We start from the raw sequence: 25823 nt of genomic DNA, 5'->3' as shown, positions 1-25823 counted from the left end.
GAACTAAATCCCAATTTAGGTTTTTAGTTGCGGCTATGCTGTTTTAACTAGAGAAAAGATATATGTCGCTTCTCTGAGGCTTTTTCTTAGGTCGTAAATCTTTTTTCTATAAATATTTCGTCCCTCTGGGACTTAGCCAAATATCCAATTTTCTACCAGCATTCTGTCACAATGGGACTGGAATATTGAAATCGCTATGCCCTTTTTGTAACCCAAATACCCTTTATAAAATGATCAAAATCAAATCAGAAAAAATGAAAAAAACAAAACTCATTTTGGCTTCTCTCTTTGCTGCAATTGCTTTTACAAGCTGTAGCAATGACGATTCCGAAAAAGAACAGGCAATTCCCACCATTGATAAAATCGAACTTGGTCTTGGCAATAACGAAACAGCAACTATTGGTCAGGATTTCCATTTTAATGCAGAAGTGACAGCTGCTGATAAAATCAAAAATGTGCAAGTTAAGATTGTACAAAAAAGCACCGAAACGTATTCTAAAATATGGTCACATGAAATTACATGGACGCAATATGCGGACTCAAAAAATGCTACAGTTCACAAGCACTTTGATATTCCAGAAGATGCTGCAGAAGGCAAATACGACTTCATCATTATCGTAAACGATCAAAATGGAAGTAAGCTAGAAGTGAAGAAAAACCTAACCATTATAAATCAAAAAATATGAAAAAATTAAAATTCCTATTAGGCTTTTTTGCTCTTGCCTTCATTTCTTCCTGCTCAAGCGATAACGCAGAAATCGATACCGAATATCCTGTAATTGACATCACTGGAGCGAATGCTTTTCCGATTCAATGTAGTACAATCGAGCGCGGTCAAACCATCACTTTTAAAGCCATTTTTAATGATAATGTCGCACTTGGTTCTTACAGCCTTGATATTCATCACAATTTCGATCATCATACACACAGTACAGAAGTGACGAGCTGTGAAATGGAAGCGGTAAAAAAACCTGTAAAACCAATGCTTTTCATCAACAATTACACTATTCCTGATGGTTTAAAAAGTTACGAAGCAACAGCACAAATCACCATTCCTGCCGATGTTGATCCTGGAGATTATCATTTTATGATCCGCTTGACGGATAAAGAAGGCTGGCAGACGTTGAAAGGTTTAAGTATTAAAATTTTATAAGATCAGATTAATGAAGAATGCCCTATCCATGTATTGGAAATATTGTTTTTTACTCCTCAGTTTATTGGTTACAGCCGAAGCTTTTTCTCAAAATCAGCCTTCAGAAAAAAAACAAGAAATCAAAGCGCTTGACGAAGTTTTAGTTAACGGAAATTCTGCCGAAAAACGCAAAAAAGAAGAATCGCTGAATGTTGAAACGGTAAACAATAGTTTCATTCAGCGTAACCTTGGCGGAAGTTTAATGCAGTCTTTGCAGAAACTGCCTGGAGTTAAAACTATTTCGATTGGTTCTGGAGGTTCAAAACCGCTTATTCGTGGCTTGAGTTTCAATCAGGTTATTGTGGTGGAGAACGGCTTGAAACACGAAGGACAACAATGGGGCGCAGATCACGGATTGGAAATCGATCAGTATGCTGTCAATCGGGTAGAAATTATAAAAGGTCACTTCTTCATTTATTTACGGATCTGATGCTGTGGGGGGTGCGGTAAATATTAAACCTTTGCCTCTTCCGTTGCAAAACACTTTTGGCGGAAGCGTTGATCTTACTGGAAAAAGCAACAATGCGCAATTTGGAAGTTCTATTAATTTATTTGGAAGAAACGAAAATTGGTTCTTTGATTCTCGAGTAACCACAATGGATTACGGCGATTATCGCGTTCCGACCGATGTGGTTCATGTCTATAGTTATGCTGTTCCATTATACAAAAATCATTTACGAAATACGGCAGGACGAGAACTTGATTTCCACTTGAGTACAGGGTATTCGGGAGAGCATTTTAAATCGGTTTTCTATTTCAGCAATGTGCATACCAAAAGCGGATTTTTCGCGAATGCGCACGGACTCGAACCCCGAAATGTAGATTTAGAATTACACGACAAATCGAGCCGTGATATTTTGATGCCATATCAGCAAGTCAATCATTTAAAGGTGAGCAATACGACTTCTTTTCAATTGGAAAATCATGCTTTTGAGATGCAAATTGGTTTTCAGAATAACTTTAGAAGAGAATATAGCCATTATGTCAATCACGGTTATATGCCTCCAATTTATCCAGAAGATATGTACGCTCCACAAGATTTGGAACGCCAATATGATAAAGATGTTTGGTCGTTTTCTGCTAAAGATGAATTTAGAATTCAAAATCATCAAATTACGGTTGGTTCTAATGTAGTTTTTCAGCAAAACGAAATTGGCGGATGGAGTTTTTTAATTCCCGCTTTCACTCAATTTAATGCAGGTTTATTTGCTTATGACAAAATTGAACTGAACGAAAAATGGTTTTTAAACGGCGCTATTCGTTACGATTACGGAAAAATTAAAATGAAATCGTATTACGATTGGTTTCAAAGTCCGGTTTCTGAAAACAATCAAACCAATTTAGAATATTTACAGCGTTCTCAGGATCTCACGAAAACTTTTGACAGTTTTACATGGTCGGTTGGAGCAAATTACAATCCTGGAAAGCTTTCGCTGAAAGCCAATTTGGGTTCAAGTTTCAGAATGCCGATTGCCAAAGAACTGGCTTCAAACGGTGTAAATTATCATTATTTCCGATTCGAAAAAGGGAATCCGAATCTGGATGCAGAACGTTCGTATCAATTGGATTTGGGAATGGAATGGAAAGCGCAAAACTTCTCTTTTCAGTTTACTCCATTCGTAAATTATTTTCCAAATTTCATTTATCTCAATCCGACTTCAGCTCATGATATTTATTATGGCGCAGGAAATCAGGTTTTTGAATATGAACAAAGCAAAGTCTTTCGTTACGGTGCAGAATTTCAGACTCGTTATTATTTCCTAAAATCTTTAAGTGCAGAAATTGGCGCCGAATATCTTTATTCGGAACAAAAATCAGGAAGTAAAAAAGGCTATACGCTTCCGTTTTCACCTCCACCTTCTGTTTTGTTGGGATTGAATTACGAACCTCAAATTCCTTTTTTAAAAGAACCTTATTTCGCTGTTGATTATCGCTTTACAGCAGAACAAAATAATATCGTTCCGCCTGAAAAAAAGACCGCCGAAAGTCATGTTTTTAATATGGCTTTTGGTTCAAAAATAAAAACAGGAAAACAGGATATCAGCCTCAATATTCAGATCCAGAATTTATTTAATACCAGATATTTAAATCACACTAGCTTTTACAGACTTATCGAACTTCCAGAAGCGGGACGAAACATTATTGTTTCAATGAAGATTCCGTTTTCGTTTTCACGATAAGCAAACCATTCAAAACTCAATTATTTACAAATTTTAAACCCTTTATTACAATGAAAAACAAGTTTTACAAACTACTATTTTTATTTGCAGTTTCGCTTTTTGCAGTTTCGTGCAGCAACGACGATGACAACCACGACGATCATGATCATGACCACGACACTTCAGAAGAACATACATTTGTTCGAGTTTTACTTTCTGACGAAAAAACTACGGAGTTAACGCTTTTTGATCCGCATGAAGATAAAATCAGTTCTTTTACGGCAAAATTCCCAAAATCATCTTTGTACACAACAGAATCTGGACGTTTTGCAGGAATTGTTCACAGAGACAATAATTTTGTAGAAACTTTTGACAGCGGATTGGAATTACACGGCGATCATATTGATGTTGATGATGTTCCGAAATTTGGAATTTTAGCGACAAGCGCATTAAAACCAACACATTTTAAAAGTAAAATTGGAGAAATACTGACTTTTAACGACGGAGACGGAACACTTTCTGTTGGCAAAGAAGCCGATGTAAACAAAGCTGGTTCAACTTTCAAAACCATAAATGCTGGTTTATTGGCGCATCACGGTGCAATGGCAACTTTTACAAACGGAACTTATGCGATTACCGTAAAAGATAATTCGGTTACGGGAACGCTTCCAGAAAAAGTAAAAATCATTGACAACACCGGAAAAACACTTTTTGATGCTAAAATTGCGACAAAAGGAATTCACGGAAATGCTTCAGACGGTGTTTATGCTGTTTTTGGTTCGTCAAGCGGAATTTTGGTTGTAGAAAATAACGGAAACCAAAAACTAATCGATCATCCAGCAGATTTTGGCACAGCTTGGTTTGGAAGTATTTTAGAAACAGCTTCGGCAGGGAAATTTATTGGTTATACTGCTGCAAAAGGCGCTTATTTAATTGATGTTGTGGCTAATACTGTAAAACCAATTATTGCGAACACAACTATTATGCAGTGCAAAACAAGTTACGACCATAAAAAACTGGCTGTTTTATTACATTCTGGGGAATTTAAACTTTACGACATTAGCAGTTTACAAGCAGTAAAAGAAATTAAAGCAACTGCAGAAACGGCTACAGATGCAACATTAAAACCTCAAATGGCAGTTACAGACCGTTTTGCTTATATTACTTCGCCAACAACTGGAGAACTAGTACAGGTAAATCTTTCGACATTGGCAATCAAAAAGACTAAGGTTTCTAGCACGCCTTATATGATTACGGTTTTGGGTTACGAAAACAGCGAAACTCATAATCACTAAAATACTATTTAACTAGTCCTAAAAAATCTCTATCGATTTTTCAGGACTAGTAAATAAAAGTAACTACAATCGCAAGCTCATCTTCAGAACTAATTCTCAGTACAACAATAAAGAATTTAACAGATCAAAATATATAACCCAGACAATTACCAAATCATAATTTATGAAAACAAAACAATTTAGACTCTTGTTTTTCCTATGCATACTTCCCTTTATAGCCTGTAATGATGACGAACACCTAACCCAAAAACCAACAATCGATAAAGTTGAACTTGGACTAGGGAATAATGAAATCGGCGTTATAAATCAGGATTTTCATTTTAATGCTGAAATTACCGCTGGAGAAAAGATAAAAGATGTTAAGATAAAAATAGATCAGATCAATACTGAAACATATTCTAAAGTATGGTCGCATCAAATCATTTGGGAGCAATACGCAGGCGCTAAAAATGCTGTTGTTCATAAGCATTTTAATATTCCAGCAAATGCTGTAGAGGGAAAATATAACTTTATTATTATCGTTACCGACACGAATGGAACCCAACTTGAAGAAAAAAGAACACTAAATATATATGCTCCGGAAAATCTTCCGATTGATTTAAAATTTGAATTCGGAATAGAGGCCGTTGACTCAGATTTTAAGCATATCAGAACATTGTATTCACAGCGTAATATTTATGATACCGAATCTTACAAATCAGAAGAAAATATACAAGAAAATGAATTTCTATCCCCTATTGTTAACATTGCCTCAATAAAGGGAGAAGGAAAAATGTATTGTCTTATTATTAATAAAAAGCATAATCACAAACCGGAGACAATAGGCTCTATAGATTTCTCAAAATCTATTGTTGCTGACTATTGGGAACATAAAAACCTGTCAAAGTCAGAGTTTGGCTCAAATATGTATAACTTTACTACAACCCCATTAACGATACTTTCGCCAGCAATTAAAATCGGAGCTGCTTCTGACAAAAACTTTCCTATACCAAATCCCGTTCAAAATTTAAAAAAATGGGAATCAGGACAATACTATGTGGGTTTTATATATCACAACACCACCTACAATATGACGTTATTCCATTACGGAGAAATTACGGTGCAAATGAAATAGACTATGATTTGCTGAGCAATTAATGATCCGCTGTTATAAATAATGATCTCCTGTGTTTAGTATTTTACAGACGAAAAATATATGTAAGATAGTTCTTTTTAAGTTTATTAAAAGATCAAAAGATTTCTTCTTCACTTCCGTTAGATTTAAGAAGACAAGGAAAGTAGTAGTTTAATACCGTTTTAATATTAATTTTTAATGTAAATTCATTAGCATATATTAGAATTTCGCTTTTCTAATAATGAAAAAAGGTTTGACAATAGTCAAACCTTTTTTCAAATATAAATCGTAATCTAAGATTACAATAAAGCGTCTAAACTATCTGCGTAGGTTTGTTTCGGAGCTACTCCTACTTGTTTTCCTACTACTTCACCGTTATGAAACACCAAAACGGTTGGTATGTTACGCACACCATATTTTGCAGCAAATTCTTGGTTAGCATCTACATCTACTTTACCAACAACTACTTTACCAGCGTACTCTTCGCTTAATTGGTCAATGATTGGACACGAACCATTCTACAAGGGCCACACCATGCTGCCCAAAAATCTACCATTACTGGTTTATCTGATTTCAAAACTACTTCATCAAAAGTAGCATCTGTTATTGCTAATGCCATAATATATTAAGATTAAAATTAGGTTTGAATATTTAACTTTCAAACTACAGTACAAATTTAAAAATTTAAAATAAATCAAACACCATTACTAAATTAGTTTTCGTTATAAATGTATTATCATTAATTATAAGCCACATAGCTTTAAAATTACAATATATTTATCTGAAAATCAAACCAATAAAAAGTTAAAGTTTTTTGTAGTATCTTTAATACATCCAAAATTCGGCTACTATGAAAGAAGCTATATCCAAAACCAAATCCTTTCTGCAATCTGATTCTTTTAAAAAATATGCCAAACGCTTTGGATATTTTATCTTGGGTTTAATTGCAATACTTTTGCTGGCCTGCGGAGGTTTGTCGATTTATTTTAACCGAAATAAAGCCGAAATTATTGCTAAAGTCAATACCAAAATCAACGAAAATATAAATGGCAAATTCCATATTAGAGATTTTCATTATAAGTTTCTTACTGGTTTCCCAAACTTTACATTGGCACTAAGTGATGTCGAAATAAAAGACAATCAATGGCAGAGCCACAAACATACTTTGCTGAGAGCAAAAGAAATCGAAGCGCGTCTGAATATTTGGAGCTTACTGCAGAACGAAATCAACATTCATAAAATCTTAATCAACGACGCTGATATTTATATTTATAAAGCCGAAAATGGTTATTCGAACGCCAATATTTTTAAACCTAAACAGAAAAAAACGCAAACCGATAAAGAAAGACCCGAAACTACGATTGACGAAGTAAACCTCAACGATGTTCGTGTAATTATTGACAATCATTTGGGACATAAATTGTTTGATTTTGATGTGGCAAGTTTAAAATCTAAAGTAAATTATGATGATGACAGCTGGCAGACCAACCTGTATTTGAATACCAAAATCAATAGTCTAGCCTTTAATACCGTTCACGGAAGTTTTGCTAAAGAAAAAATTCTGGAAGGCAATTTTGATATTTCGTATGCCGAAGCCAATCAGAAAATAGATATTAAAACTAAAGGACTTAAAATTGGTTCTGATGCTTTTGACATTATCGCTTTTTTTAATATCGGAAAAAACAATTCGCTTTTCGGAATCAATATCGGAACGGATATTTTATGGCGAAATGCTTCCAATTTATTATCGTCAAACATTAGTTCGAAGCTTAATCAGTTTGACATCAAAAAACCGATTAAGGTAAACTGCGACATTAAAGGCGATTTGAATGTTGAGGGCAATCCGAAAATTGTGGTGCAGGCAGACATTCGAGATAACGAAGTGAGTATTCCTGACGGTTTGTTTACCAATTGCAGTTTCAAAGGAATTTTTACTAACACTTTTAAACCCAAAGAAGAATCCAGCGATCCAAATTCAGCCATTATTCTAACCAATTTTAAAGCTGAATACGAAAGCATTCCTTTAAAAATTACGCAAGCTGTAATTAACAATCTCGAAAAACCAATTGCCACCGGAGTTGTAAATTCCGATTTTGATATTTCGAAACTCAACGGAATGATGAACGAGAAAATCCTTCATTTTGAAAGCGGTCATGCCAAAGCCAATTTGAAATTTCAGTTTGATATTGTCGATTTGTACATCAATAAACCCAAATTTACGGGCGATGTAGATATTGCTGATGCCACATTTGATTATGTTCCGAAAAAGATTCACGCCGAAAAAACGGCTTTGCAATTGTCGTTTACACAAGAGGCGCTTTACATTAAAAAAATAGCTTACAAACACAAAAAGAACATTATCCGCATTGACGGAAAAATCGATAATTTCCTGAATCTCTATTACGATGCACCCGAAAAAATGGTCGTAAATTGGAATATTTATTGTCCGAATATCGATGTAAAACAGTTTTTAGGCGTTCTGCAAAATTCTCCGAAACAAAAAGTGGCAGAGAAAAAACCAGTTAAAAAGAATGTCAATTTTACGAATCAGTTGCGATCGGTAATAGAAAAATGTACGGCTGTAATTAATCTCAAAGCCGATAATATCACCTACGGGGCGCTTACCGCAACCAACACTGGGCCACAATCCAGATGCTAAATTCTAAGATCCTGCTCAAAAACGGAACATTAAATACTTCTGGCGGAAGTATAAACTTTAGCGGTTCTGTAGAGCCAAGCGGAAATCGTTATGTTTTTACTTCAAACGCACAAGTAAACCGAGTTGATATTGCGAGCTTTTTAAGGTCGTTCAATAATTTCGGAATCAAATCTTTTAGTCCAAAAAACATTCGAGGGCGATTGACCAGCAATGCGAATGTTGCAGGTTTAATGAGCAGTACAGGTGATTTGATTGTGAACTCTATGAAAGGAAAACTGGATTTTAATGTCAATCAAGGTGCATTAATCAATTTTGAACCGATTATGAAAGTCGGAAAATTTGCTTTTCCGTTTCGCGATGTAGAGAATATTACTTTCAGCGATTTGTCGGGTTCGCTTAATTTGCGTGGCGAACAAGTCGATGTCAATAAACTTACCATAAGTTCCAGTGTCTTAAATTTTGACATAAATGGTATTTACTCTTTCGGCCGAGGCACCAATCTTGCCCTTACCATTCCGCTAAGAAATTCTAAAAACGACGCCAAACTCGCCACCAAAGAAGAACGAAAAGCCGTTCGCGAAAAGGGTATTGTACTGCATTTGATTGCTTATGATAATGAAGGAAAAATGAAGGTTAAGTGGGGGAAGAAGGATAAGGGGTGATAAAAATGTATTTCTAAAAAAAATATGTTGCCTTATTTAAATGATCTTTAGCGAATTAAAAAAATAAACACTTTTTGTTCCAATTTATAACAAAAAAACAATCTTAATTTGAAAGTTTTTCCTTTAAATTTGTAACCATTGTATAATGTTAAACAACTTGGTTATGAGTGATTATATTTCATTGTCTGAAGCATCAGAATTATTAGGAAAGAGTAAAGAGACTTTAAGACGTTGGGATAATGAAGGAAGACTGAATGCTGTACGTGAACCTATGAGTAATTATAGAATGTACAAAAGATCTGAAATTAATAATTTATTTTCAAGTTTTATAGATAATGACATACAAGAAACCATTTCTAATTATGTAAAACCGCATAATGATTACACTGTTCTTGAACTTTTTGCGGGAGCTGGCGGACTTGCTGTAGGAATGGAAAAAGCAGGTTTAAAATGTGTTGCTTTAAATGAAGTTGATAAATGGGCTTGTGCAACACTAAGAGCTAATAGACCAAATTGGAATGTTTTAGAAGGAGATATAAAAGATTATAGTTTTTCAGAATTTCATAATAAAGTTGATGTTGTAACAGGCGGTTTTCCATGTCAGGCATTTAGTTATGCAGGAAAAAAATTAGGATTATCAGACGCTCGAGGCACATTGTTTTATGAATTTGCGAGAGCTGTAAAAGAAGTAAATCCTCCTATTTGTATTGGAGAAAATGTTCGTGGTTTATTAAGCCATGATAATGGTAAAACTCTGCAAGGAATGATTTCCATCTTAGATGAAATTGGATATAATGTAGTCCCTGTGCAAGTCTTAAAAGCAATTAATTTTAATGTTCCTCAGAAAAGAGAACGATTAATTTTAGTTGGTATTAGAAAAGACATTAATGTAAAATATGAATATCCAAAACCTTATAAAAAAATATACAATCTTGAAGATGCTCTAAAAAAAGGCGATTTATTTGATTGTGATGTTCCACATTCAGGGGGTTCAAAATATCCGCAATCCAAAATTGATGTTTTAAAATTAGTTCCACAAAAAGGTTATTGGAGAGACCTACCATTACACATCCAAAAAGAATTCATGGGTGGAAGTTTTTATCTTGGTGGTGGAAAAACCGGTATTGCTAGAAGAATTGGATGGGATGAACCTTGTCTAACTTTAACTTGTAGTCCGGCACAAAAACAAACGGAAAGATGTCACCCAGAAGAAACTCGACCATTTACTGTTCGAGAATATGCTAGAATACAAACATTTCCAGATGACTGGAAGTTTGAAGGTTCTCTTGCTCAACAATATAAACAAATTGGAAATGCTGTGCCTGTAAACTTAGGAAAGGAAGTCGGTTATTCTATAATAGATTTTTTGAATAAATACTATAATTTATCAAAACCTAAATAATAGCTATAATTTTCAAAAGTGATTTGATCCAAAACAGTTCGTTTAGAAGAATTTGCGATAGTTTTTATTTCATCTATAGCAGAATTATCATTTATCGTCTGATTTTTAGCAATTGAATTTAAATAATCTTCAATTGCAATTGGTAATTTTTTATATAATTGAAAAAATGCATCCTCTTCACCAGTAAGCAAGGCATAAAATCTATCTCCAGAAATTCTATAAACCCGAGAGTGGCTGTATTCTTTTCCATTTATATCACCATGCCATAATGTATTAAAACTTTTTTTCGCTAAAATTTGAACCCAATAACAATTTGCTTTTTTATATGTATCAGCATATCTAGCAAGTTTTTGAAAAAGCGCTTCAGAAGAACTACTATTCATGGTATTATGCTTATTCTTTATATCAGCAAATAATGTATCGTTGGTTGCTTTTATATCGAAACCACTTAGGCTCCCAATTTCATAACCATTTATTCCACCCAAAATTTGTTCGTGAAATGTTCCAATTGAATTATTTATAGATTTGTCTATTTGCCTTAATATTTCTGATTGAATCAGGCTTTCTTCATCAATATCATTAAACTTTGAATCAAGAGTCATTTTTATGGTATCTACCTTATTACTATAAAACTTGTTCTTGGTGATGTTATTTTTAGCTTTTAAATATGATTTATGTAGATTACCTATGCAATTTAAAAAATGCTCATCAGATATGAAGTTTAAATAAGTATTTGCCATAAAGAATAATTTTAGTTGCTAAATTAACTTTTTTTTGGATCTATTAAAATTGAATATATTTTTTAATATAATAATTTTCGTTTAAAAAATACAAATTACACAAAACTTAGCATAACTTTTTATTTTATATTTGAAAGAAAAAAGCCATGATTAGTTTAGCTGAAAAAATTAATTATTTAGAAAGATACTTAACACAGTCAAATAAAAACTATGCAGATAGTTTCAAAGAAGACATTGTATTATTCATTGATAATTTTACTGATAAAAATAAACTTTTACTTTTTTTAAATAAACTTAATTCAGAAAAAGAAATTGAAGAATGGGTTGAAAATTTATGCTCTAAAATAGTTCTAAAATTTGATTCTGAGGACGAACAAATAAATGATTTTATTTATGACTATATTCAATTTGGTTAATTTATGATTGAACATTCAATATTACATATACCAACTTCACTCAATCCTCCTATCAAACTTAATGACATAATTTATAATTGTCCTGTTTGTGACAACGAAATTGAAATAAATATGTTAGCTGATAATGAAAGTTCTATAAAATGTGACTTATGCGATCATATAATTAAATTTGAAATCAAAAAAATCTGAAGATCTTTAGAAAACAAAACACTAAAATAAAAAAAGCCACTTTCCCAAGTGGCTTTTTCTCATTTCTTACTCAATCACCAAATAAGGATCAAGAATTTCTGCTAATTCATTTAGCCAATAGAAACCATCTTCAATATTTACGGTTTCTGTTTTCATAAATCCATCTTCTCGTATGGCATTTAACGCAATTAGGAAATTTACTTGCCTAATGGTTTTTGCCATACTTTTAGAATCAATTGAATTGTTGAAGAATTCAGTTAACCTCAATTCGGTTTCTTTTGAAAGGGTGTTGGTACTCATAATTTTGAAGTTTAGGGAAAATAAAACCCGCACGGGTTAGCTGTCCTACGCCTTCAAATACGCGTTGCAGTTGTTTCCAATACCGCCAGCATTCCGCACGGGCAAAAAGTTTTTTTGTGTTCATTATTTGAAGTTTAGGAATTCCAAATATATGAAAAACAAAAAGAAATTGTAAGTTTTTTCTTTATTTAAAAATAAAATACTCTAAGTATATTTTCTCCAAATCGAAATTACAAAATTGAAAAATAAATCAATTTAAAATTTCATAATATTTCCTTAACCTACTTGTCTTTTATCTTTAAAATCGATAAGTTTGAGAATGAATCATTAAATTTTATTTGTTATGAAAGTACAAATCAACACCGACAAAAACATTGAAGGAAGTGCAAGATTAGAAAGTTATTTTTCTGGAGAAGTAGAAAAAAGCTTAGACCGTTTTCAAGATAAAATTACTCGCGTAGAAATTCATTTTGGAGATGAAAATGGAGAAAAATTCAGCTTGCATGACAAAAAGTGTGTGATTGAAGTTCGTCCTGTAAAACTACAGCCAATTACGGTTACAGAACACGCCGAAAGTCTTGAAAAAGCTTTTAGCGGTGCATTGGCCAAAGCTAAAAAAACATTGACGAGCACTTTCGAAAAAATAAAAGAACATTAATATAATAAGTTGCAAAGTAACAAAGTGACAAAGATTCTAAGTTTTCCTAGAATCTTTGTCACTTTGTTGCTTAATTACTTTGTCACTTTTACTACGATTTTGGCAGCGGTGCTCCAACTGCAATATCGCAACGATGGCCTGGTTTTCCGTGTGGTGGGTTCATTCCGTCTGCTACTGTAGCTTCAGTACCTTCTGTGCTTAACAAAGCTGGAACTGGGTTTGATGCTGGTGGAGTAACCGTAAAATTTTGCGTAACTGTTCCGCTTTGAGCGGTATTTGAAGCTGTTGTTGTTGTAGTTTTTGCAGGAGCAGAATTTAAAGGTGCTCCAACAGGAATATCGCATCTATGTCCTGGCTGTCCGTGTGGCGGATTCATTCCTTTTGCTACTTTAACTGGCGCAGCAGTTGTAGTCGTAACCATTTTCTGCTGGGTCGGATTTACCTGAACGGTTTGTGCTTGAGTTGCCTGCGCTTGCTGTGTTGGTGCAGAATTTAAAGGGGCGCCAACCGCAATATCGCAACGGTGTCCCGGCTGTCCGTGAGCAGGGTTAATTCCTTTTGTATCGCTTAAAACTGTATTTGGGTTTGTTGCAGGTGCTTGCACCAGTGGTGCAGCAGGTTTTGTGGTATCTTTTGCAAGTCCTAATCTTACTAATTCAGAAGTTGCTGTGCTTGCTTGCGGTTCTAATTCCTTTTTGCAGGAAATAAAAAGTAAAGAAGTAACAGCTATTGAGCTTAGAAGTATTTTTGCCTTCATGACTGGGGTATTTTTATTGAGAATCAAATATAGTGGTTTTTGAGATATTACACCATATAAGTATTGTAAGATAATTTAAGCTTTACTTACACTTGCCACAAAGGCACCAAGGCGCAAAGTTTTATTTTAAAGATTCTTAGTGCCTTGGTGCCTTTGCGGCAATAATTCGTTTTCTTTAGTTTTCTTATATCACTTATATGGTTCAAAAAAAATTATACCTTTAAACTCAAATAACATATCTCATGAAAAAAACACTTTTACTTCTTTTATTCGTTGCTTCTTTTGCCAATGCACAAGCAGACAAAAACAAAATCAATCAGACTTTAGATGCGTGGCACAAAGCTGCTGGCGAAGTAAAATTTGATGCTTACTTTAATGTATTGGCAGACGACGCGATTTACATTGGAACCGATGCAACTGAAAATTGAACCAAAAAAGAATTTGCCGTTTGGGCAAAACCCTTTTTCGATAAAGGAACTACATGGAATTTTAAAGCTTTAGAGCGTCATATCTTTTTTGATAAAAGCGGAAAGATTGCTTGGTTTGATGAATTATTAGATACGCAAATGAAAATCTGTCGCGGTTCTGGAGTTTTGGTTAAAGTGGGGAACGAATGGAAAATTCAGCATTATGTTCTATCGATGACCGTTCCAAATGACGAAGTTGATGCTGTAACCAAAATAAAAGCGCCCATTGAAGACGCTTTGATTGCAAAACTTCAGAAAAAATAAAACATTTTACGGTTTTCTTATTATAAACATAACTTTTTGAGCACTTTAGAAGCACTGTTAGCAGATTATTTTTAATTAATTCGGCAAAAACAGTGCTTTTTTGTAACTTTAGAATAAGATACTGTCAAAAAAAGAACCTGTATTTTGTAAATTTCATCAAAATAAAACCTACACCTCTATTTTATCAGCCTTAAAAACAAGAATATTTATTTTTTTCTAACTTTGACCCCAAAAAAAATAGGGTTAAACAAAGTATTTTAAAAATGAAAATAGAAAAACGCTGGATTATCTCCTTTATCATGATAAGCGTCGTATGTACGATAGGGGCTTTTTGGCCAACAGTTACCGAAAATAATTATGTTTTGTCAGAATTTGGAACGACAGATCATATTGTTCCTGCCGATGTTGCCTGGATGCTTACTTCGAGCTGTCTGGTTTTAATCATGACACCAGGATTGTCTTTCTTTTATGGTGGAATGGTAGGAAAGAAAAACGTTATTTCGACCATGCTTCAAAGTTTTATCTGTCTAGGTGTCGTTACGCTTTTATGGGTTGTAGTTGCATTTAGCCTTGCTTTTGGAGAACCGGTTGGTTTTGGTTCTGGCGATCATTTTTACAGCTTTTTTGGTAATCCGACCACTTTTGCTTTTATGGATTATGTTGGCGTTCTGCCTCATAAACAATTGGCCAATACAATTCCGTTTATGCTTTTTGCTTTGTTTCAGATGAAATTTGCCATCATTTGTCCTGCAATTATCACAGGTTCGTTTGCAGAGCGCGTTCGTTTTATTTCTTATTTAGTTTTCATTAGTTTATTTACCATTTTTATATATGCTCCTTTATGTCACGCAGTTTGGTACCCGACTGGCATTTTAGGAAGTTATTTTGGAGTTAAAGATTTTGCAGGAGGAACCGTGGTGCACATGAGTTCTGGTTTTGCAGCTTTAGCCGGAGTTATTGTTTTAGGAAAAAGAAAAAACAGCCAGCATATTCCAACCAATATTCCATTTGTATTATTAGGAACAGGAATGCTTTGGTTTGGATGGTTCGGATTCAACGCTGGATCTGCTCTTGCTGCCAACGGAACTGCTGCTATGGCTTTTGCTACAACCACAACTTCATCGGCTGCAGCGATGTTAACTTGGATTTTCTTTGACAGAATGAACGGAAGAAAAGTTTCTGCTTTAGGGGCTTGTATTGGAGCTGTCGTAGGTTTAGTTGCCATTACGCCTGCTGCAGGATTTATTTCTGTCCCAGAAAGTATGTTCTTCGGATTCATTACAGCTTTGGTTTCTAATACGGCTGTAAATTGTAAATATTCTAAAAAATTCGACGATACGCTTGACGTTTTTGCTTGTCACGGTGTGGGCGGAATTATGGGAATGATCCTAACCGCTATTTTCGCTCACGGCGAAAATGCAAGTTTACTTCACGGCGGATGGAATGTTTTCGGACATCACATGATGGCATTGGTTCTGGTTTCAGTCTTTACTTTCTTTGGAGCTTATTTCTTGTTCAAAGTAACCAATTTCATTATTCCGCTAAGAGTTTCAGAAGAATCAGAACACATCGGATTGGATTTATCACAACATGATGAAACATTAGATCCAAAATCAAAACCAATTACTGAGCCTCATTACGGTTAAAAATATTTTTTTCCGCCACGAATTCACGAATTATTTTAAAAATAAAATCCGTGAATTCGTGGCGGAAAACTTTTTAAACCTAATTACGCTATTTTCATTCGTTTATATTCCTTAATTTTGCGGAAAATTTTTGTAAAAGTGGGAAGTAAAAATAAACTAAAAAGATTCAGAGAAAACGAAACATTTCAAAACGTTTTTCAGCCAACCAGAGAAGAAGTTGTAGGCGATTTAATGCCTTTAAAAGGAAAATGGAACTCTGATTTCTTTAAAAATGATAATCCATTAGTTTTAGAATTAGGATGTGGAAAGGGAGAATATTCTGTTGGATTAGCAGAAAAGTACCCAAACAAAAATTTTATCGGAATTGATATTAAAGGTGCGCGTTTCTGGCGTGGTGCCAAAACTGCTGTTGAAGACGGACTTCATAATGTTGCTTTCGTTCGTACACAAATCGAATTGATCAATCATATTTTTGCTGAAGGCGAAGTAGACGAAATCTGGATTACTTTCCCAGATCCGCAGATCAAATACAAAAGAACAAAGCACAGAATGACCAATTCTGAGTTCTTGAAATTGTATAAAAAAATCCTGAAAAAAGACGGTGTTGTAAACCTTAAAACCGATAGCGAATTTATGCACGGTTATACTCTTGGACTACTTCACGGAGAAGGTCACGAAGTTTTATATGCCAACCATAACGTTTATAAAAACGAAGGAAGCCCAGAAGTGGTAACTTCTATACAGACTTTTTACGAAAAACAATATTTAGAAATTAATAAGGCAATTACGTATATTCGTTTCAAAATTAAAGACTAACTTTAATTTTGAAACTTTTATCTAACCGATTTTAATAACTAAATGACCTATCTTACCCCATTACTTTCAGGCTTTATTGCTGCAGCCATCGGGACTATTCCGCCAGGATTGCTCAACATGACAGCTGCGAAAATAAAAATGAAAGAAGGTAAAAAGAATGCTTTATGGTTTGTAATCGGGGCTGTTTTAGTTATTTTTTTTCAAGCTTATGTTGCCGTATTGTTTGCTCGTGTTATAGACAATCGTCCAGATGTTGTAACCTTATTGCGTGAAGTTGGTTTTGTCATTTTTTCGATCTTAACTATTTACTTTTTGTTTTTTGCAAAAGATCCGATAGCAAAGAAAAAAACGAAAATCAAAAAGAGTAAAAAAAGCAGTTTCTTTCTCGGAATGTTGCTTTCTGGATTAAACTTCTTTCCGATTCCGTATTATGTTGTCGTAAGTGTTACTCTGGCTTCATACAATCTTTTTACATTTCAAAACCCGATTATACTAACATTTGTATTAGGTTCTGTTCTTGGGGCTTTCGGAATTTTATACAGCTATATCGCTTTCTTCGGAAGAATAGAAAAGAAAACCGATTACTTCATGAGAAACATGAATACTATTATCGGGACCATTACTGGATTAGTAGCTCTAGCAACACTTTTTAATATCCTGAATTACTACTTCGGATAATTTTTATAGCCACAGATTAAAGGGATTAAAATGATTTTTTTCTTTGTGGTAATAATTTCTCACGCAGATTTTAGCACATTTTAGCAGATTAATAGTAATTTTAAAATCTTTATAATCCCTTTAATCTGTGGCAAAACATCATGGCAGAAGAGAATTTTTTTGAAAGAGTTTATGTAATCGCCAGACAAATTCCGTTTGGAAAAGTTACTTCTTATGGTGCAATTGCAAAAGCATTAGGCACAGCTCGTTCCGCTCGAATGGTCGGCTGGGCAATGAATGCCTGTCATAATATGGATGATGTTCCTGCGCACAGAGTGGTTAACCAAAAAGGTCTTTTGACAGGAAAACATCACTTTGACGGAACTAATTTAATGCAACAGCTTTTAGAAAATGAGGGAATCAAAGTGGTCAACAATCAAATTGTAGATTTTGAAAAACATTTCTGGAAACCTGAAGTTGAATCTTAAGAAACATTTTCACCATATAAGTAATATAAGTTCATTTAAACGACGTGTTTATATCTCTCGCAAAGACGCGAAGTCGCAAAGAAAATTTAAAATAAGCTTTGCGACTTCTCGTCTTTGCGAGATTAAACCATTATCAATATTTATTCTCTTTGTGTAGACGCACTGCAGTGCGCCTCTACGATAAAATCTTCGCGTCTTGGCGACTTTGCGAGATTAAAACCATTATCAATATTTACTCTCTTTGTGTAGACGCACTGCAGTGCGTCTCTACAATAAAATCTTCGCGTCTTGGCGACTTTGTGGCAAACCCACTAAATCAAGCAAATCACAAAACTCGTTTTATCTTCGTCGGTTTGATAGCTCAGATAACCTCCGTGTGCTTCAATAATATTCTTAGAAAGCGTTAATCCTATTCCGGCTCCGTCTTTTCTGGTGGTGAAAAACGGAAGGAAAACTTTATCTCTAATTTCAGCATCTACTCCTTTTCCGTTATCTGAAATCACAATGAAAAAACGATTATTTTCGGTATAGCTCGAGATTATTAGCTTCTTTTCTGTTTTCTCTTTTAAAGCATGAATACTATTGGTAATCAAATTGATAATTACCTGCTCCATCTGATTTTTATCAATCATAATAGAACGTGAACTGTGTATTTCATTCATCAACTCGATTTTTTCTTCCTTTAAGATCGGACTCATAATTCTAAGACAATCTTCAAACAGCGCATTGATTGGTGTCATTTGTTTATTCGGCGTTGGAAGCATTGCCAGTTTGCGATAATTTTCCACAAAAAACTGTAAATGATCGCTCCTATTTATGATGGTCGAAATACTGCTTTTGATATCTTCAAAATCATCATCTTCCAATTCATCCTGATCTACAATATGAAGCAGATTCTGCGAAAGCGCACGAATAGGCGTTAAAGAATTCATTAGTTCATGCGAAATAATCTTCATCAGATTAATCCATGCTTCTTTTTCTTTCTTCTCAATAACACGCTGAATACTGTCTAGTAAAATAATAAAATACTCTTTGTCATAAGTCTGCGTAAGAGAAGTTTGCAACATAAAAGTCTGCAGATCCTGATCTTCAATTTTAATTGAAATGGCAGTTTTTAATTCTGTAAAACCAACCTTCTCAATTTCGCCACACAAACTCGGAAGATAGTTTTTAAGGTATTTCCAATGACTTACTTTTGGCACTTTGAAAAGATTCGAAAAACAGTCATTCATTATAAAAATGGACCAATCGTCATTTTCTTTTTCTAAGATTAGAGCCGCGGTATCAATACTGTTCAGAATCGAACGGTAGATTAATTCTTTGGATATCTGCTCTTGTTTCTGAACTTTTAAAGTATCATACAAAAGATATAGACTATTAAAATTGTCTTTTTTATGTTCTTCTGGAAAATGGGCAGAAAAGTCGTCATGCAGAATAGAGTTGATCGTTTTGTCGTAAAACAGCAACTGGTTTTTGACAAAAAAATACATTTCGATTAGAAAAATCAAAACAAAAACACCCACTAATAAAGCGTTGTATTGAAATCCTTTATATAACAACAGCGCACTGCAAAGAAAGAGCGCCATGACAAACACAACTCTTATGAACAAAGCATTATAAAACTTCCAATTCTTCATTTATTATTTTTTTTTGCCACAGATTAAAAGGATTAAAAAGGATTTTTTACTTTAAATCTGTGAAAATCTTTTTAATCTGTGGCAAAATTATTATTCCTCTCTAATTCTTCAAGTCGTATTTTTCTATTCTTCTGTACAAAGCAGCGCGCGACAATCCTAATTCTTCGGCCGTTTTACTGATGTTTCCATTATGCTTAAAAAGTGCTTTTTCAATTGCGCCTTTCTCCATTTCCGATAACGGATTTTCATCGTTTTCCTGAATTTCTTCAAAGTCCAAAATATCCAGATCCATTACCGAAATAGTATTGTTTTCAGCTAAAATCAAAGCGCGTTCAATTTTGTTTTCCATTTCTCGGACATTCCCTTTCCATGGATATTTTTCAAGATAGGACGCAGCATTTTCTTCAAAATGCCAATTTTCCTGATTGTATTTTTCGGCAATCTGTTCCAGAATAAAATTGGCCATCGGTACAATATCGTCTTTTCTTTCGCGTAAAGACGGAAGATTGATTTCCATGGTATTAATTCGGTACAGCAAATCTTCACGGAACGTTTTATTTTTGACTTCTGTTTTAATATCACTGTTCGTTGCGGCAATAACACGAACATTCAGCGATCGTGGTTTGCTTTCGCCTAAACGCGTTACGGTTTTGGTTTGTAAAACGTGCAATAATTTAGCTTGAAGATGCAAGGGAATATTTCCAATTTCATCTAAGAAAATAGTTCCGTTTGATGCATTTTCGAAACGGCCAGCGGTATCAATTTTAGCATCCGTAAAAGCACCTTTGGCGTAACCAAAAAGTTCACTTTCAAACAGATTATCGCTTAGAGAGCCCAAATCTACATGGACAAAAGGCTCGTTTTTCCTTTCAGAATGCTGATGAATAAATTCGGCAAAAACATATTTTCCTGTTCCGTTTTCGCCCAAAATCAAAACATTGGCATCTGTTCGGGCGACTTTTTCGGCGATTGAATAAGCTTGCTTTATTTTTGCTGAAGTGCCGACAAAATATTTCTTTTCGGTCTTCTCTGCTTTTTCTGAAGCTGTTTTTTTACTGTTTTTTCTGCTTTCGGTAACAGCTTTATCAATAACTTCTATCAATTTTTCGTTATTCCAGGGCTTTAGCACATAATCAAAAGCTCCAATTTTAATACCCTCTACAGCGGTTTCAATTTTACCAAAAGCGGTCATTAAGATCACAATCGTATTCGGAGAAAGCGTTTTAATTTCTTTCAGCCAATGAATTCCTTCTCGCCCATCTTCAAAACCAATTCGGTAATTCATATCCAGCAACACCACATTTATGTCATTTTCGTTTAAGATCGAAATGATTTTTTTAGGACTATTGGTTGTAAAAATCGTCTCAAAATGTTTTTTAAGAATCATTTTTGCAGAAAAAAGAATTTCTTCCTGATCGTCAACAACTAATATTTGGGCTAGTTTTTTTCTCATTTGGTCTTTTTTCTGTCCGCTTCCGAACGGTCAACTGTTCATTATCGGACACTGCTTTTTAGAAGTGTTTTTTAGAGCCTCTTTAAAATCAATACTTTACAGATAATAAATTTTATGGCACAATATTTACCTATTGATTATCAGTAAAATAATTTAAAAAATGGACACGATAATTCCTCGTAAAAGTAAAAAATTTAGATATCTCGCAATAGCAATTGCTGTTTTTTTAGTTTTGCTCGTAATCGTCCTTTTTGCATTTAACACCAAAAGAACTTTAAATGTAAAAGCCGACGAATTGGTAATTCAAAAAGCAGAAAAAGCCTTTTTTGAAGATTTTGTTGTTTTTCAGGCAAAAGTAGAACCTCTGAATGTTATGCTTGTAAATGTTACTGAAGGAGGTTCTGTAAAAGAAATCTTTGTAGAAAATGGCGCAATGGTTACCAAAGGACAATCGCTGGCTCGTTTATACAATCCGAATACAGAATTGAATTATCTTACTCAGGAAACTGCAATTATTGAGCAAATCAACAATTTGAATACAGGGAAACTAAATATCAGAAATCAAGAATTAAATCTAAACAAAGATTTGGTTTTGATAGAGCATGATTATAACGACGCAAAGAGATTATATGATATGAACGCGAAGTTGTATGAGAAAGATGTAATTTCTAAAAATGACTGGAATACTTTTAAAGAAAGCCTTCGTTTTCAGGAAGAACGCAAAAGAACCATTCAGCAGAGCATTCAAAAAGAAAAACAAAGCAATCAAGTTCAGATTTCGCAAATAAACCGCTCGATCCAGACTATGGAAAAGAGTTTGGATATTCTTAGAAACAACAAAAAGAACTTCCTAATTACAGCGCCAGAAACAGGAAGATTAACCTCTTTTGAACCTGTTTTAGGGAAAACTTTCCAGGCAGGCGCAAGCATTGGAAGAATCGATTCTAACAAAGGATACAAACTTATTGCCGAAGTAGACGAATTTTACCTGGAAAAACTTAGAGAAGGCTTAAAAGGACAGGTAGAATTTAAAGGAAAAAATCTTGAAGTTATCGTGACCAAAGTAATTCCTGAGGTTAAAGGTGGCCGTTTTACTGTAGAACTTGCTTTTGTAAGTAAAGAAAATATTGTCCTGCAGGACGGACTTAGTTTTGGTGTAAAACTGATTTTATCAGAAAAGAATAGAACTTTAGTGATTCCGAGAGGAGCCTTTAATCAGGAAGCAGCTGGAAAATGGATTTTTGTAGTAAACGGAAACAAAGCCGTAAGAAGAAATATCAAATTAGGACGCGAAAATCCTTCTTATTATGAAGTCCTAGAAGGCTTAAAAGAAGGCGAATCTGTAGTAACTTCTTCTTACAGCGATTATAAGGATATCGAAGAGCTTTCTCTAAATAAAGAATAGTTTATTTTGTTTCAAGTTTCTGGTTTCACGTTAACGCTACAACCAACTTGAAACCTGAAACTTGAAACAACAAAAACAAAAAACACAATTTCAATCATCAATCAAAAAACGTATTTAATAACATTTCAAAACCTTAAAAAATTATGATCACAATTCAGAATTTAACCAAAGTTTTTAGAACAGAAGAAATAGAAACTGCTGCTTTGAGCGGTATCAATTTAGAAATAAAAAAAGGAGATTTTTTAACCATTATGGGACCTTCTGGATGTGGAAAATCGACTTTATTAAATATTATCGGACTTTTAGATAGCGCAAGCACAGGAAGCTACAAACTGCTAGACCAAGAAATGATTGGCCTAAAAGAAAAAGGCAGAGCGCAAGTGAGGAAAGAAAACATTGGTTTTATTTTTCAGAATTTCAACTTAATTGATGAGCTTTCTGTTTACGATAATATCGAATTGCCATTGCTTTACAACAACGTAAAAGCTTCTGAGAGAAAACAAAAAATCGAAGCGATTGCCGAAAAACTTAATATCTCTCATCGTTTGAAACATTTTCCGCAACAGCTTTCTGGAGGACAACAGCAGAGAGTCGCGGTTGCAAGAGCTTTGGTAAACGATCCGAAAATTATTTTGGCCGATGAGCCAACAGGAAACCTAGACAGTAAAAACGGTAATGAAGTGATGGAACTTTTAACCGATTTACATGCTAAAGGCGCTACCATTTTGATGGTTACCCACTCTGATTATGACGCTTCTTTTTCGCAAAGAACCATTCATATGAAAGACGGAGTTATATTTTCTGAGAAATTAAATCAACGCAATGTTGATGTTTTTATGGACGCTAAATAATAAAGTGATGATTAAAATTATTGTTACTGCACTTGTAGTTCTGGTAGAGCTAGTATGCAAAATATTTACTATGATGTAAAACCGAAAGGTTTACCAAAAACAACCATATCAACTATAAAAAATATACCACAAAATGATTTTTAACTGGTTTAAAATATTTATATATCATTTAAAACAAAGCAAATTGTTTTCGTTTTTAAATGTTTTAGGACTAAGCATCGGGATTGCTTCTGTCATTTTTGCGATCTTATATTGGAACAATGAAAACGCATACGATCAATGGAATCCTGAAAAAGAGAACACTTATCTTGTTCTAAACAAAATTGGTTCGGGAGATATTTGGGCAACTAGTTCAATCCCTTTTGGCGAGACTTGTAAAGCTACAATCCCTGAAATTGACAAAATTTGTTTTCTCTACAATTGGTACGAAGATGGTGTTGTTAAATTTCAAAATCTAAAAATATTAGATAAAAAAGTTGTTCGTACAGACGAAAACTTTTTTGATTTTTTCCCTTTTGAAATTATAAAAGGAAACAAACAGAACATTTTAAAAGAAAAAAATAGTGTTGCCATATCCGAAGATCAAGCAAAATTGCTTTTCAAAAACGATGATCCAATTGGTAAATCAATTTCGTATGGTAATGGCGATTATATCGTAAAAGCGGTTTTTCGTGTAACTACACCTTCTTCAATTGAACCAAATTATGTCTTTAACGGGGTTAAACGTGAGGGCGACAGAGATCAATGGGGGAATTTTAATTATGCTTTAATGGTCAAAGCTAAAAAAGGAACCAATTCTGCTGCTCTTATAAAGAAAATGCAAAATGTAATTTTTGTTAACAGAACCGTAAAAGATGCCAAAGCCAGCGGTCAGACCGTAGAGCAATATTTAAAAGAAAACGGACAGGTAGAAGTGATCCTAGATCAATTGAAAACGTCTCGTTTATATGGCACAATAAGTTCAGGAGGCCAAAATTTTCCTGAAGGACAGGGCAATTTGAAATTGCTTTACATTATGGGCGGTTTGTCTATTCTAATCTTATTTTTATCTATAGTAAATTATATCAATTTGGCAACTGCATCGGCCATCAAACGCGCCAAAGAAGTAGGTGTGCGTAAAATTGTGGGTGCAACAAAAAAGCAAATTGTTACGCAGTTTATTTTTGAAACTTCTATAATCGTAACACTTGCAATTGTTTTTGCACTTGCTATTGTAGAGCTTTCATTACCCTATTACAATACTTTTTTGAGAAAGACTTTGACTATGAATGGCGGCGAATTTTACCTGCAGCTCATTTTTATATTTGGATTAGTAATCGTTCTTGCGGGTATTTTCCCTGCTGTTTATATCTCAAATTTTGAAACATTAAAGGTTTTAAAAGGGAATTTTTCAAGAAGTAAAAGCGGTATTTGGATTCGAAACTCAATGCTTATCTTTCAATTCGGAATTGCTGCCTTCTTTATCATTGGAGCTTTGATTGTTAATTCGCAGGTTAGTTACATGATGAACAAAGATCTAGGCTTTAGCGGTGATCAGGTACTTTCTATTACGTACAATACAAAAGACCGATTAAGCAGAACAGATAAATATTTAGCAGAGAAACAAGAAATTAAAAAAATCCCAGGAGTTGTAGATGTTACTACATTTGCCGGCACTTTTGGAGGCAATTCGGGATCAAGTTCAGGATTTAAGCATAATGGAATTTTTGTACAGCCAAAAAACATCGAAATGGATTTTGGGTTTCTTGAAATGATGAAGATTAAAATAGTTGAAGGACGCGATTTATCTTCTCAATTTGCTTCAGACACTGTAAACGGCATGCTTATAAACGAGACACTTGCTAAAGAACTAAATCTTAAGAATCCAGTAAACACCATGATAACATCGGGCTGGAGTATTGGAAGCGGCGATAATTTGAAGTTTAAAGTTGTTGGCGTTGTGAAAGACTTTAATTTAATCAATTTACAGAATAAGGTTCCGCCAATGGTTTTTATTAGTTTAAAAACGCTAAAATGGAATAATTTCAATAAAGTGCTTGTAAAGGTTTCTCCAAATAATTTAACAGAAACGTTAGAAAAATTGAAATTATATTGGGAGAAAAACGTCAACCCTGACTATCCGTTTGATTATGAATTTGTTAACAAGGGATTTGCAAAAACTTATGAAGAGCAAGTCAAACAAAAAAACCTCTTTTTCATCCTAAATTTGGTCGTAATCATAATTGCTATATTCGGATTGTTCGCTTTGGCATCATTTTCGATGGAGAGAAGATTGAAAGAAATCGCCATTAGAAAAACATTAGGAGCTGAAACAGATATACTCTTAAAAGAATTGTCGAAACAATATATTGTTTTCTGTTTTATAGGATTTGCAATCGGGATTGTTCCTGCTTATATATTATTACAGAAATGGCTTGAAGATTTCGCTTTTAGAATTGGAATATCGACAGTTCCGTTTATAATTGCCCTGATTTCACTTTTGTTTTTAACATTAGTAATTGTTTTAACAAAAGCATTTCAGGTAACTAGAATAGATGTATTAAAATATCTAAAATACGAATAAGCTTGTAGACCATTTTTTTTAAAGAAGCCCGAC

At 34.0% G+C, this 25823-nt stretch carries 23 protein-coding genes and 2 pseudogenes; 19 read left to right on the top strand and 6 right to left on the bottom strand.

The window, feature by feature from the left end; genetic code table 11:
• Window positions 1-254: 254 nt before the first annotated feature.
• The 6 genes from ACPWTF_RS14550 to ACPWTF_RS14525 all read left to right on the top strand — a co-directional run bounded on the left by ACPWTF_RS14550 (window position 255) and on the right by ACPWTF_RS14525 (window position 5760).
• Window positions 255-686: a DUF4625 domain-containing protein gene (locus ACPWTF_RS14550; RefSeq protein WP_427871766.1), complete on the top strand. Its 432-nt coding sequence runs from the start codon at window positions 255-257 to the stop codon at window positions 684-686.
• A complete protein-coding gene (locus tag ACPWTF_RS14545) occupies window positions 683-1153 on the top strand; it encodes a DUF4625 domain-containing protein (RefSeq protein WP_427871764.1) in 471 nt (156 codons plus the stop codon). The genes ACPWTF_RS14550 and ACPWTF_RS14545 overlap by 4 nt, the downstream gene beginning before the upstream one ends.
• Before the next feature lie 10 nt (window positions 1154-1163).
• On the top strand, window positions 1164-1622 hold the full coding sequence (locus tag ACPWTF_RS14540) for a TonB-dependent receptor plug domain-containing protein (RefSeq protein WP_427871762.1): 459 nt from the start codon (window positions 1164-1166) through the stop codon (window positions 1620-1622).
• 4 nt (window positions 1623-1626) lie between these two features.
• The gene (locus ACPWTF_RS14535; protein WP_427871761.1) at window positions 1627-3372 is read left to right on the top strand and encodes a TonB-dependent receptor; all 1746 of its coding nucleotides are present in this window, start codon (window positions 1627-1629) and stop codon (window positions 3370-3372) included.
• A gap of 50 nt (window positions 3373-3422) precedes the next feature.
• Window positions 3423-4646, top strand: coding sequence for a hypothetical protein (locus tag ACPWTF_RS14530; RefSeq protein WP_427871760.1), 1224 nt, complete (start codon window positions 3423-3425; stop codon window positions 4644-4646).
• Window positions 4647-4809: 163 nt separating this feature from the next.
• Window positions 4810-5760 (top strand): DUF4625 domain-containing protein, encoded by a 951-nt coding sequence (locus ACPWTF_RS14525; protein WP_427871759.1) that lies wholly within the window; start codon window positions 4810-4812, stop codon window positions 5758-5760.
• A gap of 299 nt (window positions 5761-6059) precedes the next feature.
• Here ACPWTF_RS14525 and trxA read toward each other — a convergent pair.
• Window positions 6060-6379, bottom strand: a pseudogene (gene trxA / locus ACPWTF_RS14520) (thioredoxin).
• Window positions 6380-6610: 231 nt separating this feature from the next.
• On the opposite strand from trxA, the gene ACPWTF_RS14515 reads away from it, so the two are divergent.
• The 3 genes from ACPWTF_RS14515 to dcm all read left to right on the top strand — a co-directional run bounded on the left by ACPWTF_RS14515 (window position 6611) and on the right by dcm (window position 10483).
• A complete protein-coding gene (locus ACPWTF_RS14515; RefSeq protein WP_427871758.1) occupies window positions 6611-8419 on the top strand; it encodes an AsmA family protein in 1809 nt (602 codons plus the stop codon).
• Window positions 8413-9081: an AsmA-like C-terminal region-containing protein gene (locus tag ACPWTF_RS14510; RefSeq protein WP_427871756.1), complete on the top strand. Its 669-nt coding sequence runs from the start codon at window positions 8413-8415 to the stop codon at window positions 9079-9081. The genes ACPWTF_RS14515 and ACPWTF_RS14510 overlap by 7 nt, the downstream gene beginning before the upstream one ends.
• Before the next feature lie 157 nt (window positions 9082-9238).
• Window positions 9239-10483, top strand: a complete 1245-nt coding sequence (gene dcm / locus ACPWTF_RS14505) for a DNA (cytosine-5-)-methyltransferase (RefSeq protein ID WP_427875759.1) — start codon at window positions 9239-9241, stop codon at window positions 10481-10483.
• Here dcm and ACPWTF_RS14500 read toward each other — a convergent pair.
• On the bottom strand, window positions 10459-11223 hold the full coding sequence (locus ACPWTF_RS14500; RefSeq protein WP_427871754.1) for an Eco47II family restriction endonuclease: 765 nt from the start codon (window positions 11221-11223) through the stop codon (window positions 10459-10461). The genes dcm and ACPWTF_RS14500 overlap by 25 nt on opposite strands.
• Window positions 11224-11369: 146 nt before the next feature.
• Between ACPWTF_RS14500 and ACPWTF_RS14495 the strand changes: the two genes are divergently transcribed.
• A complete protein-coding gene (locus ACPWTF_RS14495) occupies window positions 11370-11639 on the top strand; it encodes a hypothetical protein (protein WP_427871752.1) in 270 nt (89 codons plus the stop codon).
• A gap of 255 nt (window positions 11640-11894) precedes the next feature.
• Here the strand turns inward: ACPWTF_RS14495 and ACPWTF_RS14490 are convergent, their stop codons facing one another.
• The gene (locus ACPWTF_RS14490; protein ID WP_427871750.1) at window positions 11895-12128 is read right to left on the bottom strand and encodes a hypothetical protein; all 234 of its coding nucleotides are present in this window, start codon (window positions 12126-12128) and stop codon (window positions 11895-11897) included.
• 343 nt (window positions 12129-12471) lie between these two features.
• Between ACPWTF_RS14490 and ACPWTF_RS14485 the strand changes: the two genes are divergently transcribed.
• Entirely contained in the window at window positions 12472-12786 is a 315-nt protein-coding gene (locus tag ACPWTF_RS14485) for an HPF/RaiA family ribosome-associated protein (protein WP_095929746.1), read from the top strand.
• Between the two features lie 91 nt (window positions 12787-12877).
• Here ACPWTF_RS14485 and ACPWTF_RS14480 read toward each other — a convergent pair whose 3' ends face one another.
• Window positions 12878-13543 (bottom strand): hypothetical protein, encoded by a 666-nt coding sequence (locus tag ACPWTF_RS14480; RefSeq protein WP_427871748.1) that lies wholly within the window; start codon window positions 13541-13543, stop codon window positions 12878-12880.
• A 242-nt stretch (window positions 13544-13785) separates the two neighbouring features.
• Here ACPWTF_RS14480 and ACPWTF_RS14475 point away from each other — a divergent pair.
• The 5 genes and pseudogenes from ACPWTF_RS14475 (at window position 13786) to ACPWTF_RS14455 (ending at window position 17881) form a co-directional block, all read left to right on the top strand.
• Window positions 13786-14274 (top strand): annotated as a pseudogene (locus ACPWTF_RS14475) (nuclear transport factor 2 family protein).
• Window positions 14275-14537: 263 nt separating this feature from the next.
• Window positions 14538-15920 (top strand): ammonium transporter, encoded by a 1383-nt coding sequence (locus ACPWTF_RS14470; protein ID WP_250834390.1) that lies wholly within the window; start codon window positions 14538-14540, stop codon window positions 15918-15920.
• A 138-nt stretch (window positions 15921-16058) separates the two neighbouring features.
• The gene (trmB, locus tag ACPWTF_RS14465) at window positions 16059-16736 is read left to right on the top strand and encodes a tRNA (guanosine(46)-N7)-methyltransferase TrmB (protein WP_095929742.1); all 678 of its coding nucleotides are present in this window, start codon (window positions 16059-16061) and stop codon (window positions 16734-16736) included.
• A 42-nt stretch (window positions 16737-16778) separates the two neighbouring features.
• Window positions 16779-17414: a LysE family transporter gene (locus ACPWTF_RS14460; RefSeq protein ID WP_095929741.1), complete on the top strand. Its 636-nt coding sequence runs from the start codon at window positions 16779-16781 to the stop codon at window positions 17412-17414.
• Window positions 17415-17554: 140 nt separating this feature from the next.
• Window positions 17555-17881: an MGMT family protein gene (locus ACPWTF_RS14455; protein ID WP_111286436.1), complete on the top strand. Its 327-nt coding sequence runs from the start codon at window positions 17555-17557 to the stop codon at window positions 17879-17881.
• 311 nt (window positions 17882-18192) lie between these two features.
• Here the strand turns inward: ACPWTF_RS14455 and ACPWTF_RS14450 are convergent, their stop codons facing one another.
• Both ACPWTF_RS14450 and ACPWTF_RS14445 read right to left on the bottom strand, forming a co-directional pair.
• Window positions 18193-19518 (bottom strand): sensor histidine kinase, encoded by a 1326-nt coding sequence (locus ACPWTF_RS14450; protein ID WP_427871747.1) that lies wholly within the window; start codon window positions 19516-19518, stop codon window positions 18193-18195.
• 100 nt (window positions 19519-19618) lie between these two features.
• Entirely contained in the window at window positions 19619-20971 is a 1353-nt protein-coding gene (locus ACPWTF_RS14445; protein ID WP_427871745.1) for a sigma-54-dependent transcriptional regulator, read from the bottom strand.
• Between the two features lie 160 nt (window positions 20972-21131).
• Between ACPWTF_RS14445 and ACPWTF_RS14440 the strand changes: the two genes are divergently transcribed.
• From ACPWTF_RS14440 to ACPWTF_RS14430, 3 genes are all read left to right on the top strand, one after another.
• A complete protein-coding gene (locus ACPWTF_RS14440; RefSeq protein ID WP_427871743.1) occupies window positions 21132-22376 on the top strand; it encodes an efflux RND transporter periplasmic adaptor subunit in 1245 nt (414 codons plus the stop codon).
• Window positions 22377-22519: 143 nt separating this feature from the next.
• Window positions 22520-23227: an ABC transporter ATP-binding protein gene (locus tag ACPWTF_RS14435; protein WP_248729096.1), complete on the top strand. Its 708-nt coding sequence runs from the start codon at window positions 22520-22522 to the stop codon at window positions 23225-23227.
• Between the two features lie 133 nt (window positions 23228-23360).
• The gene (locus ACPWTF_RS14430; protein ID WP_427871741.1) at window positions 23361-25790 is read left to right on the top strand and encodes an ABC transporter permease; all 2430 of its coding nucleotides are present in this window, start codon (window positions 23361-23363) and stop codon (window positions 25788-25790) included.
• The last annotated feature ends 33 nt before the right edge of the window (window positions 25791-25823 follow it).

This window comes from Flavobacterium sp. MMS24-S5 (assembly GCF_050320125.1).
Lineage (GTDB): Bacteria > Bacteroidota > Bacteroidia > Flavobacteriales > Flavobacteriaceae > Flavobacterium > Flavobacterium tyrosinilyticum.
The sequence above is the reverse complement of the archived record's forward strand: the minus strand, read 5'-3'. Positions and strand labels throughout refer to the sequence as shown.